The sequence below is a fragment of the Micromonospora sp. R311 genome, assembly GCF_056780015.1.
Genome location: NZ_JBSWCE010000006.1, coordinates 227,187 through 238,128, shown reverse-complemented (window position 1 = coordinate 238,128; position 10,942 = coordinate 227,187). Strand labels below are relative to the sequence as shown.

Here is a 10,942-nt window from a genome sequence, read left to right as displayed (position 1 = left end):
CCAGAACCTAGGCAGGACAACGGCGTGCCCCATAAACGACGCGCCCGACCACCCACAGACACGTCACAAGATCCATATTTATGCCTCTCCGGTATCAGGCTCCATCGGAGGTGTGGTCCGCCCGCGTCAGAAGTGTGGTCCGAGCGCGTCACGGGGCCGGCCGGCGGGACAAGGGGCCGACCGGCGCGAATCGCCTACGACATCAGCTCCACAGGACCGACCGGACAGTCGACGGCCACCTGGCCGGGGGCACGCCGGGCAGACGGCACCCCGGGGTCGAGCCACCCACGCGGGTGGCTGGCACGATGGCGCGCATGGAGATCTGGAACAACCCCACCTGCTCCAAGTGCGCCGGCGCCCGGTCGGCGCTGGACGAGGCCGGCGTCGGCTATCAGCTCCGTCCGTACCTGGACCAGCCGCCGACCGCCGAGGAACTGGTCGAGGTGCTGCGCCGGCTCGACGCGCGGCCCTGGGACGTCTGCCGGCTCCAGGAGCCGGCGGCGGTCGCCCGGGGGATGGCGGACTGGCCGCGCGACCCGGCGGCCGAGCCGCGCTGGATCGAGGCCATGGTCGCCGCGCCGGAGCTGATTCAACGCCCGATCCTGCTGCTCGACGACGGCGGCGCGCTCGTCGGTCGTACCCCTGAGGCGCTGGACGAGGCCGTACGCCGCGCCGGCGGCACCGACCGCACGGGCTGACCGGCCTGGCGGCGACGCCGGCCCGCGCGGCTCCCGGCGCCCGTCAGGCGAGCGGGGCGAGGAACTCCAGGCGGTTGCCGTGCACGTCCTCGGTGTGGAAGCGGCGCATCCCGGGCAGCTCGCCGTCGCCCCAGGTGACCGGGTGACCGGCCGCGGCGAGCCGGGCGGCGAGCGCGTCCAGGTCCGGCCGGAGCAGGGCCGGGTGCGCCTTGCGGGCGGGCCGGAAGTCCTCCTCGACGCCGAGGTGCAGTTCGGCGCCGTACCCGGTGAACCAGCAGCCACCGCGGGCCGCGAGCACCGGCGGCTTGGGCTTCTCGGTCAGGCCGAGCAGGCCGACGTAGAAGGCCCGGGACGCCTCCTCGGAGCCGCGTGGGCAGGCCAGCTGAACGTGATGGATCATGGTGGTACCTCCTCGTCCCGAACCATGGCACGAGGTTGCGGAGTTAGCAAGACGGACGTACGGTTTTGTTGAAAGCGAGAATCGGCGGTAAGTGTCCCCTAACCACGGCGGCACTCCGACCGGTGCGACAGACTGCTCAGGACTACTCACGGTCGCTGGTGTGAAGGAGTACGACGTGGCGAGCCTCGACACCTTCGGTGCGAAGACCCAGCTACGCGTCGGAGACGCGAGCTACGAGATTTTCAAGATCAGCAAGGTGGACGGCCACGAGCGGCTGCCCTACAGCTTGAAGATCCTGCTGGAGAACCTGCTGCGGACCGAGGACGGCGCGAACATCACCGCCGACCACATCCGGCAGCTCGGCGCGTGGGACGCCACCGCGGACCCGAGCGTGGAGATCCAGTTCACCCCGGCGCGGGTGCTCATGCAGGACTTCACCGGCGTGCCCTGCGTGGTCGACCTGGCCACCATGCGCGAGGCCGTCCGCGACCTCGGCGGCGACCCGGCCAAGGTCAACCCGCTCGCCCCGGCCGAGCTGGTCATCGACCACTCGGTCATCGCCGACCTGTTCGGCCGCGAGGACGCCTTCGAGCGCAACGTCGAGCTGGAGTACCAGCGCAACAGGGAGCGCTACCAGTTCCTGCGCTGGGGCCAGACCGCGTTCAACGAGTTCAAGGTCGTCCCGCCGGGCACCGGCATCGTGCACCAGGTCAACATCGAGTACCTGGCCCGTACGGTGATGGAGCGCAACGGGCAGGCCTACCCGGACACCGTGGTCGGCACCGACTCGCACACCACGATGGTCAACGGCCTGGGCGTGCTGGGCTGGGGCGTCGGCGGCATCGAGGCCGAGGCCGCGATGCTCGGCCAGCCGGTCAGCATGCTGATCCCGCGGGTGGTGGGCTTCAAGCTCTCCGGCGAGATGCCGGCCGGCACCACCGCCACCGACCTGGTGCTCACCATCACCGAGATGCTGCGCAAGCACGGCGTGGTCGGCAAGTTCGTCGAGTTCTACGGCCCGGGCGTGAGCGCCGTGCCGCTGGCCAACCGGGCCACCATCGGCAACATGTCGCCCGAGTACGGCTCCACCGTGGCGATCTTCCCGATCGACGCCGAGACCGTCCGCTACCTGGAGCTGACCGGCCGCGACCCGCAGCAGGTCGCGCTGGTCGAGGCGTACGCCAAGGAGCAGGGCCTCTGGCACGACCCGGAGGCCGAGCCGGAGTACTCGGAGCGCCTCGAGCTCGACCTGGGCACCATCGAGCCGTCCCTGGCCGGCCCGAAGCGCCCGCAGGACCGGGTGCCGCTGGGCAGCGCCAAGACGCTGTTCCGCTCGGCGCTGACCGACTACGTGGCCGCCGACGAGACCGGTGCCGACCGGGGCCGCAAGCCCGGCGTGCCGCAGCAGGAGAAGCCGTTCGGGGTCGTGGGCCACGCCGACGAGGCCAGTGCCGAGTCCTTCCCGGCCAGCGACTCGCCGGCCAACGGGGTCAACGACCCGGCCGACGCCCCGCGCGACCTGGCGACGGCCGCGGTCGGCGCCGGCGGGCGCGCCACCAACCCGATCCGGGTCACCGGCGCCGACGGCACCGAGTTCGAGCTGGACCACGGTGCCGTGGTGATCGCCGCGATCACCTCCTGCACCAACACCTCCAACCCGCAGGTCATGATCGGCGCCGCGCTGCTGGCCCGCAACGCGGTGGAGAAGGGCCTGACCCGCAAGCCGTGGGTGAAGACCACCCTCGCACCCGGCTCCAAGGTGGTCATGGACTACTACGAGCGGGCCGGCCTCACGCCCTACCTGGAGAAGCTCGGCTTCCACCTGGTCGGCTACGGCTGCACCACCTGCATCGGCAACTCCGGCCCGCTGCCCGAGGAGATCTCCGCCGCGGTCAACGAGGCCGACCTGGCCGTCGTCTCGGTGCTCTCCGGCAACCGCAACTTCGAGGGCCGGATCAACCCGGACGTCAAGATGAACTACCTGGCGTCCCCGCCGCTGGTGGTCGCGTACGCGCTCGCCGGCACGATGGACATCGACCTGGCCAACGAGCCGATCGGCGAGGACAGCCAGGGCAACCCGGTCTTCCTGCGCGACATCTGGCCGAACACCGCCGAGATCCAGGACGTCATCGCCTCCGCGATCGGCGCCTCCGGGTTCAGCTCGGCGTACGCGGACGTCTTCGCCGGTGACGAGCGGTGGCAGTCGCTGCCCACGCCGACCGGCGACACGTTCGCCTGGGAGGGCGAGTCGACCTACGTGCGCAAGCCCCCGTACTTCGAGGGCATGCAGCGGGAGCCGAAGGCGGTCACCGACATCGCCGGCGCCCGGGTGCTGGCCAAGCTGGGCGACTCGGTGACCACCGACCACATCTCCCCGGCCGGCTCGATCAAGGCGGACTCCCCCGCCGGGAAGTACCTCGCCGAGCACGGCGTGCCACGGCACGAGTTCAACTCGTACGGCTCGCGCCGGGGCAACCACGAGGTGATGATCCGGGGCACCTTCGCCAACATCCGACTGCGCAACCAGCTGGTGCCGGGCGTCGAGGGCGGCTTCACGGTCAACCACCTGACCGGCGAGCAGACCTCGATCTACGACGCCTCCGTGGACTACCAGGAGGCCGGCGTCCCGCTGGTCGTCCTGGCCGGCAAGGAGTACGGCTCCGGCTCGTCGCGGGACTGGGCGGCCAAGGGCACCATGCTGCTCGGCGTCAAGGCGGTCATCGCCGAGTCGTACGAGCGGATCCACCGCTCGAACCTGATCGGCATGGGCGTGCTGCCGCTGCAGTTCCCGGCCGGCGAGACCGCCGAGTCGCTCGGCCTGGCCGGCACCGAGACGTTCTCGATCTCCGGGGTGACCGCGCTGAACGACGGCGAGACGCCGCGTACGGTCAAGGTCAGCACCGACACCGGCGTCGAGTTCGACGCGGTGGTCCGGATCGACACCCCGGGTGAGGCGGACTACTACCGGCACGGCGGCATCCTGCAGTACGTGCTGCGGCGCATGATCGCCAGCTGACACCACGGCGAAAGGGCCCCTTCCCGCGCGAGCGGGAAGGGGCCCTTCGTCGTACACCTCCGGCCGGTGACGCCGGGCGACCGGCCGCCGGAGCCGGCCGGGTCACTCGGCGCGGCGGCGGGCGTCCCGGGTCTTCATGGCGTGCTCCATCAGCGTGATGAGCACCTCCTTGCTGGACTCCCGCTGCCGGGCGTCGCAGAGCAGCACCGGCACCCCCGGGTCCAGGTTGAGCGCCGCCTGCACCTCGTCCAGCCGGTACTGCCGGGCGCCCTCGAAGCAGTTCACCGCCACCACGAACGGGGTGCCCCGCCCCTCGAAGTAGTCGATGGAGGGGAAGCAGTCGGCGAGCCGGCGGGTGTCGGCCAGCACCACCGCGCCGATCGCGCCGAGCGCCAGCTCGTCCCAGACGAACCAGAAGCGGTCCTGCCCGGGGGTGCCGAAGAGGTAGAGCACCAGGTCGTCGCTGATGGTGATGCGTCCGAAGTCCATCGCCACCGTGGTGGTGGTCTTGCTCTCCACGCCGGACAGGTCGTCGATGCCGACGCCGGTCTCGGTCAGCACCTCCTCGGTACGCAACGGGCGTGTTTCGCTGACCGCACCGACCATGGTGGTCTTGCCCACGCCGAATCCACCCGCGACCAGGATCTTGATCGCGGTGGGCAGTGGGGTCGCTCCCGCCGGCCGCTCAGAGTGCCCGTAGTCCATTGATTACCGCCTCGAAAACGCTGTTGTCGGGAAGGCCGGCCGTGTTCCGCGGCTCGCGGACCTGCACCAGGTTGCGGGCCACCAGATCGCCGAGCAGGACGCGGATGGTGCCCACCGGCAGGTCCAGGTGGGCGGCGATCTCGGCGACGGACTGCATCCGCTGGCAGAGCCCGACGATCGCCAGGTGCTCCGGGCCCAGGCCGACCTCCGGCGTCACGTCGGCCCGGGTCGCCGTCACCAGGGAGATCAGGTCGAACGTGCCGGTGACCGGGCGGGCCCGGCCACGCGTCACCGCGTACGGACGCACCACCGGACCCGCATGGTCGTCCACCCACTGATGTTCCGCGGATTCTCCCTGCACCGTCATCGCGGCTACTTCTCGCCGGTCGACTGCTCGGCGTTGCGTGTCGGCGAGGCGACGAACTTGCCGACTCGGGTGACCAGCATCGCCATCTCGTAGGCGATCAGGCCGACGTCGGCGTCCTCGCTGGCCAGCACGGCGAGGCAGGCGTTGCGCCCGGCGGCCGTGACGAACAGGAACGAGGACTGCATCTCGATGATGGTCTGCTGCACCTGCCCGCCGCCGAAGCGCTTGCCGGCACCCCGGGCCAGGCTCTGGATCCCGGCCGCCATCGCCGCGAGGTGCTCTCCGTCGTCCCGGCTGAGCCCCTGCGAGGAGGCCATCAGCAGGCCGTCCGTCGAGAGCGCGACCGCATGCTCGGCCTGCTTCACCCGGCCGACCAGATCATCCAGCAACCACGTCAGGTCGGCACTCGAAGCCGTCTTCTGCGCCACTCGTCGTCCTCTTCTCCCCCGGCTGTTGTCGCCGTGCTCGTGTGGGGCTGACCGTCACCTCGCGGGCGGGATTCCGCGCCGCGGCACCGGTCAGGTCGCTTGCTGCTCGTCGGGGTCGGGCCCGGAATCCGGCTTGGCGCCGGGCCCGCCGAGCAGTCGCGCCGCGTCCGTACGCCCGCGCCGGGTGCCGGTCTGATAAGAGCTCATCATCCGGCGTACCTGCTCGGGCGGACGGACCACGTCCTCGTCGTCGTCCGCTGCGGCCGGCTCATCGCGCAACTCGGGCACGATGTTGGCCTGCCGGATCCGGACGGGCAGCCCGGCGTCGGTCCGGGCCGCTTCCGACCGGGCGGCGCTGGCGCCGTCCGGCCGGGTGTTGGTTGCCGGCGTGCCGTCGCTGGCGGGCGCCGGGGCGGCCGGGCCGCCGGTCGTCGCGGCATCCACCTCGGGGCGCGCCACGGCGGCCATCGGCAGGCCGGTCGGGAAGGTCGGCCCGTCCAGGGCCGCCTGCTCCGACCAGCGCCGCGCGCGGTTCGACAGCGGGTCCTCGCCGACCGGCAGGGTCCGGCCGCGGGTCCGGGTGGGCAGTCCCCCACCGTCACCGCCGTCGGTGGCCACACCGTCACCGCCGGCGGCGACCGGGGCCACCTGCTCCGGCTCGGCGACGGCCGGCGGCTCGGCCAGCGCCACCGGCGCCGCCACGGGTGCGGGCGGCTGCTCGGCGGCCGGCAAGGCCGCGCCGGCGCCCGTGGCCAGCGTGCCGGTCGTGGCCGGGGCGCCGACCGGGAAGCCGCCGGAGGTGCTCGGGTCCTCGCCGTCGGCGGTGACCAGGTCGGCCGGGATCAGCACGACTGCGGTGGTGCCGCCGTACGCGGACTCCTTGAGCTGCACCCGGATGCCGTGCCGCTCGGTCAGCCGGCTCACCACGTAGAGGCCCAGCCGCGAGGCGTTGGCCAGGTTGAGGTCGGACTGGTCCACGATCCGGTGGTTCGCGGCGGCCAGGTCGTCCTCGCTCATGCCCAGGCCGCGGTCCTCGATCTCGATGGCGAAGCCGTTGGCCACCATCTGCCCGCGCACCTCGACGGTGGTGTGCGGCGGCGAGAACGACAGGCCGTTCTCGATCAGCTCGGCGAGCAGGTGGATGACGTCACCCACCGCCCGGCCGGTCAGCGACACCGGCCCCAGCGGCAGCACGTTGACCCGGGTGTAGTCCTCGACCTCGGCGACCGCGCCGCGGACCACGTCCACCATCGGCACGTTGCGCCGCCACGCGCGGCCGGGCGTGGAGCCGGAGAGCACGATCAGGTTTTCCGCGTTGCGCCGCATCCGGGTGGCCAGGTGGTCGACCCGGAACAGGTCCTCCAGCTCCTCCGCGTCCTGCTCCCGCCGCTCCATCGCGTCGAGCAGGGTGAGCTGGCGGTGCACCAGCGCCTGGGTGCGCCGGGCCAGGCTGAGGAACACCTCGCGGACGTTGCGGCGCAGCTCGGCCTGCTCGACCGCGGTCCGGATCGCCGTCTCCTGCACCGCGTTGAAGGCCTTGCCCACCTGGCCGATCTCGTCGTCGCCGAACTCCAGCGGCGGCGCCTCCTTGGCCACGTCGACCTCCTCGCCGTGGCCCAGCCGCTCGACCACGCCGGGCAGCCGCTCGTTGGCCAGCCGGAAGGCCGCCTCGCGCAGCCGCTCCAGCTGGCGGACCAGGGCCCGGGCCGTGGTGATCGACACGATGATCGACGCGATGACGGCGAGCAGGCCGAGGCCGGCGGCGAGCACCAGCCGGACGATGACGCCGATCGCGATCGGGGTGGCCCGCTCGACGATGTCGTCGCCACCGGCCAGCACCACATCGGCGATCTCGGTCAGCGCGGGACCGGTGGTGCCGTTCCAGTCGGCCGCGTTGACCGCCGGCCGGCTGCCCGACTCGCTCTGCATGACCCGGTTCTCCAGGTCGGCCAACCGCCGGAAGGTCTCGCCGGTCGACATCTGGTCGTAGCGCCGCTGGTCGGCGGCGGGCAGCCGGACGATCGCCTGGGCGGCGGTGAACTGCCGGGCGCCGACGATCCGGGTGAACTCCGCCCGCTCCGTGGGGGTGATCCGCCCGGCGGCCAGCACCCCGGCGAGCAGGGCGTCCTCCTGGGACAGCAGCTCGCGGGCCCGGTTCAGGCCGATCAGCGCGGCGGTGTCCTCGGCGGCCTGCTCGTCGTCGAGGTTGCCGAGCGCGTCGTAGACGCGGTAGATCGACTCGATCAGCTCGGTGAACGCACCGCCGGCCTCGGCCCGGTCGATGCTCTTGTCGTCGACCGCGGTGCGGGTGCCCGGCAGCGCCTCGAGCTCGCCGACCAGCTCGTCCAGGCGCTGGTCGAGCGTGTCGCTGCCCAGCGCGGCGACCTGCCAGCTGTCGATGGACTCGGTGAAGTCCGCGGCCAGCTGGTCGGTGCGCTGCCGCACCTCGGCCAGGGCCGCCCGCTGCCCGTCGTCCGGACGGCCGAGGAAGGTCAGCGACGTCCGGCGTTCCAACTGCAGCTGCAGCAGCAGCGGCTCGGTGGGGTTGAAGACCTTGCTGTCCAACGCCTGCACGCCGAGCAGGTTCACGCCGTCCCGGATGGTCACCCAGGCGGTGAAGCTCCAGAGCGCGACCAGCGAGGCGAGCAGGGCGACAACCTTGGTACGCAGATTCGAACTGCGGGAACCCATTACACCGTCCCTGGCGTGGCCTGTGTGATCCGTCAGTCAGTCGCGCACGTACGCGCACGCGTCGACCCCGGCGCACGCTAGCAGCGTCCGCTTCGTCACTCAAGCGCTCCTGATCATGGATTTGTCCGACGACCCCTCGCGCGGCGCCGCCACACCCGCCCCGAGCAGGTCCGATCTGGTCAGCGCGAGCTGCCGAGCCGCGAGCACGGCCGCCCGGACGATCAGCACCGGAGCGTAGAGGTCCTTGTCGTGCCACAGTGGCGGGTCGAACCGGGGACCGTCCACGGTGACCAGGTGGTGCAGGCCCCGGCGCGCCGCCTCGGGCACGCCCGGCCGCACCGGCCGGTCGACGCCCAGCAGCACCTGCAGCGCGTACGCGGTCTCCTCCACGGTGCCGCTCCAGCGCCCCCACGACCCGTCCGGCCGCTGGCTGGCCACCACCCAGTCGACGGCCCGGTCCACCGCCGCCCCGCCCACCTCGGCCGGCGCGTAGCCGTCCAGCGCCAGCACCGCGCAGGAGGTGGCGTAGTACGGCGAGGCGTGCCAGCGGTCGGACCACCGCCCGTCGGGCTGCTGCTGCTCGCGCAGCCAGCCGGCGAGCGCGGCGACCCGGTCGCCGTACCGGGCGGCGCCGGCCGCGGAGTGCCGGGCGTGCCAGCCCAGCGCCTCCAGCACGTGGGCGTTGGTGGTGATCGACCGCCCGTCCTCGCCGCGCCAGGTGCAGAAGTGGCTGCCCACGTCGTAGTGGAGCAGGCTGGCCGGGTCCACCGGGTGGCCGAGCCGGGCCAGCGCGTAGAGGGCGGCCGAGGTGGTGTCGGCGTCGGCCGGCAGGCCCGGCCCGGTCGGGGCGCCCTGCGGGCCGAGCGCGCCGGCCAGTTCCGCGACCAGCTTCGGCGCCGGCCGCACCGGCACGCCGGCCCGGGCCAGGCTGCCGAGCGTCCAGGCCCGCTCGAAGACCGTGATGGGGGTGCAACAGGGCACCGGGCCGTCGTGCTGGCGCACCGCCTCCGCCAGGTAGGCCGTCACGGCCGGCTCCACCGCGTCCGGGGCGTCGCCGACCCAGGCGGCGGTGGCCGCCGGCGAGGCCCCCACCGCGCCGGCGACCGGCGCGACGTCGGGCCGTCCCCGGGCCGCCGGGCCGAGCACCTCGAAGGCGTGCTGGAGCTTCTGCGGCACCGGCCGGCCGCTGGCCAGCAGCGCACCGAGCCCGTCCAGCCGCCGCCGGTCCACCCGGGGCAGACGCCGGCCGGCCCAGCCGTCCGGGCCGGTGCCGGGGCGGTCGTCGAACCACTCGAGGTGGGCGTCGATCCGCTCGGCCAGCGCCGGCACGATCAGGTCGGCGGCCGGGGTGTCCGGCAGTGGCAGCCGCTCGGCGAGCCACCCGTCGAGCGCGGCCAGGCCGCGGCCGGCCGCGGCCGCGAGGTCGGCCGGGGACGGTTGGCCGTCCCCGCCGCCGGCGCGCAGCGTGGCGAGCAGGGCCTCCACCGCGCTGGCGGTCGGCACCAAGGCGTACCCGCCGGCCGCGCCCCACCCGCCGTCGCGGCGCTGGCTGCCCAGCAGGTACGTCAGCCGCCGGCGGTGGCCGGTGAGCCAGGGCGCGTGGGCCACCAGCCGCCCGGTCTCGTACACCGACGCCGTCACCCGGCCGGCCGGTTCGAGGGCCATCGCGGCGAGCAGTTCCCGGGCCGCCGCGATGATCTCCGACTGCGCCGCCGGGTCGAGCCGCGCGCTGGTCACAGCGCACCCCAGAAGTCCGTGGACCGGTAGAAACCGCTGCTGAAGCCGATCTGCCGGGCCAGGTAGTCCGCCTGCACCGGGCAGCTGTCCCGCAGCGGGGCCAGCAGCTCGCGGGCGCGCCCGACCAGCTCGTCGATCCGCCGCCGCACCTCGGCGGGATCGTCCACCAGCAGCAGCGCGTTGAGGTCGCCCCAGCGCAGGTCCCGCTCGTAGGTGCCGAGGTCGTTGACCAGGCGCAGGGTCCGCTGCACCTCGGCGCTGGCGACCACCAGCTCGTCCAGCTGGGCGAGCGTGGCCGGGTCGTCGGAGTGGATCCAGTGCACGACGTTGACCACCGTGCAGGCCAGGTTGTCGGCGTTGTCCAGGTACTCGTCGAGGGTGGGCAGGCCGCCGCCGGCGTTCTGCTTCCAGTCCCACTCCCGCGCCATCGCGTCGAGCACCTTTTGCAGCTCGGCGCGCCACACCGGGGCGTGGGTCCGGTACGCCGGCACGGCGGCCAGTTCGTCGCGGAGTTCGGCGAGGAACCGGCCGAGGGGATCGTCGGCGGCCGGGGCGGCGCCGTCGGCCACCGCGAGGCAGTTGGCCGTCAACCGGTCGATCTCGTCCCGGCTCTTGGCGACGTAGTCGACCTGCCAGTCGACCGCGAAGCCCCAGAGCACCGCCCGGTTGGTGATCCGCAGCTGGTCGAGGTCGCACCACGGGGCGCCGAACGCGATGGCCATCGCGACGTTGCCGAACAGCGCCGGGTCGAACGGCCGGGGCGGAAAGAGCTCCGGGTACGCGGCGGCGCGTTCGGCCAGGTCACGTTGGCCCTTGGCGGCGAGGGCGCAGATCCGCCCCTGTCCGGCGGCCAGCGCGATCTGGTCGCCGCCGGCGACCGGCGGCGACGCGGGCAGCGGG

The 10,942-nt window shown here is 73.1% G+C and carries 9 protein-coding genes; 2 read left to right on the top strand and 7 right to left on the bottom strand.

From position 1 onward, the window contains the following. Window positions 1–314: 314 nt before the first annotated feature. Window positions 315–698 (top strand): ArsC/Spx/MgsR family protein, encoded by a 384-nt coding sequence (locus tag AC1WTP_RS07410; protein WP_481648461.1) that lies wholly within the window; start codon window positions 315–317, stop codon window positions 696–698. A 43-nt stretch (window positions 699–741) separates the two neighbouring features. On the opposite strand, the gene AC1WTP_RS07405 is transcribed toward AC1WTP_RS07410, so the two are convergent. Then, window positions 742–1,098 carry a VOC family protein gene (locus AC1WTP_RS07405; protein WP_481648460.1) on the bottom strand — a complete coding sequence of 119 codons (357 nt, stop codon included), beginning with the start codon at window positions 1,096–1,098 and terminating at the stop codon, window positions 742–744. Window positions 1,099–1,258: 160 nt separating this feature from the next. Here AC1WTP_RS07405 and AC1WTP_RS07400 point away from each other — a divergent pair, with 160 nt between their 5' ends. Then, entirely contained in the window at window positions 1,259–4,114 is a 2,856-nt protein-coding gene (locus AC1WTP_RS07400; protein WP_481648459.1) for an aconitate hydratase, read from the top strand. A gap of 102 nt (window positions 4,115–4,216) precedes the next feature. Here AC1WTP_RS07400 and AC1WTP_RS07395 read toward each other — a convergent pair whose 3' ends face one another. The 6 genes from AC1WTP_RS07395 to AC1WTP_RS07370 all read right to left on the bottom strand — a co-directional run bounded on the left by AC1WTP_RS07395 (window position 4,217) and on the right by AC1WTP_RS07370 (window position 10,938). After that, complete coding sequence (locus tag AC1WTP_RS07395) at window positions 4,217–4,819, bottom strand: GTP-binding protein (RefSeq protein WP_481648458.1); 603 nt, start codon at window positions 4,817–4,819, stop codon at window positions 4,217–4,219. Further along, the gene (locus AC1WTP_RS07390) at window positions 4,800–5,186 is read right to left on the bottom strand and encodes a DUF742 domain-containing protein (RefSeq protein WP_088992931.1); all 387 of its coding nucleotides are present in this window, start codon (window positions 5,184–5,186) and stop codon (window positions 4,800–4,802) included. Before AC1WTP_RS07390 ends, AC1WTP_RS07395 begins: the two co-directional genes overlap by 20 nt. Window positions 5,187–5,191: 5 nt before the next feature. Next, window positions 5,192–5,614: a roadblock/LC7 domain-containing protein gene (locus AC1WTP_RS07385; RefSeq protein ID WP_447140026.1), complete on the bottom strand. Its 423-nt coding sequence runs from the start codon at window positions 5,612–5,614 to the stop codon at window positions 5,192–5,194. 90 nt (window positions 5,615–5,704) lie between these two features. Next, window positions 5,705–8,305, bottom strand: coding sequence for a sensor histidine kinase (locus AC1WTP_RS07380; protein WP_481648457.1), 2,601 nt, complete (start codon window positions 8,303–8,305; stop codon window positions 5,705–5,707). Window positions 8,306–8,404: 99 nt separating this feature from the next. Then, entirely contained in the window at window positions 8,405–10,042 is a 1,638-nt protein-coding gene (locus AC1WTP_RS07375; RefSeq protein ID WP_481648456.1) for a prenyltransferase/squalene oxidase repeat-containing protein, read from the bottom strand. Further along, window positions 10,039–10,938 carry a terpene synthase family protein gene (locus AC1WTP_RS07370; protein ID WP_481648473.1) on the bottom strand — a complete coding sequence of 300 codons (900 nt, stop codon included), beginning with the start codon at window positions 10,936–10,938 and terminating at the stop codon, window positions 10,039–10,041. The genes AC1WTP_RS07375 and AC1WTP_RS07370 overlap by 4 nt, the downstream gene beginning before the upstream one ends. Between the last annotated feature and the right edge of the window lie 4 nt (window positions 10,939–10,942).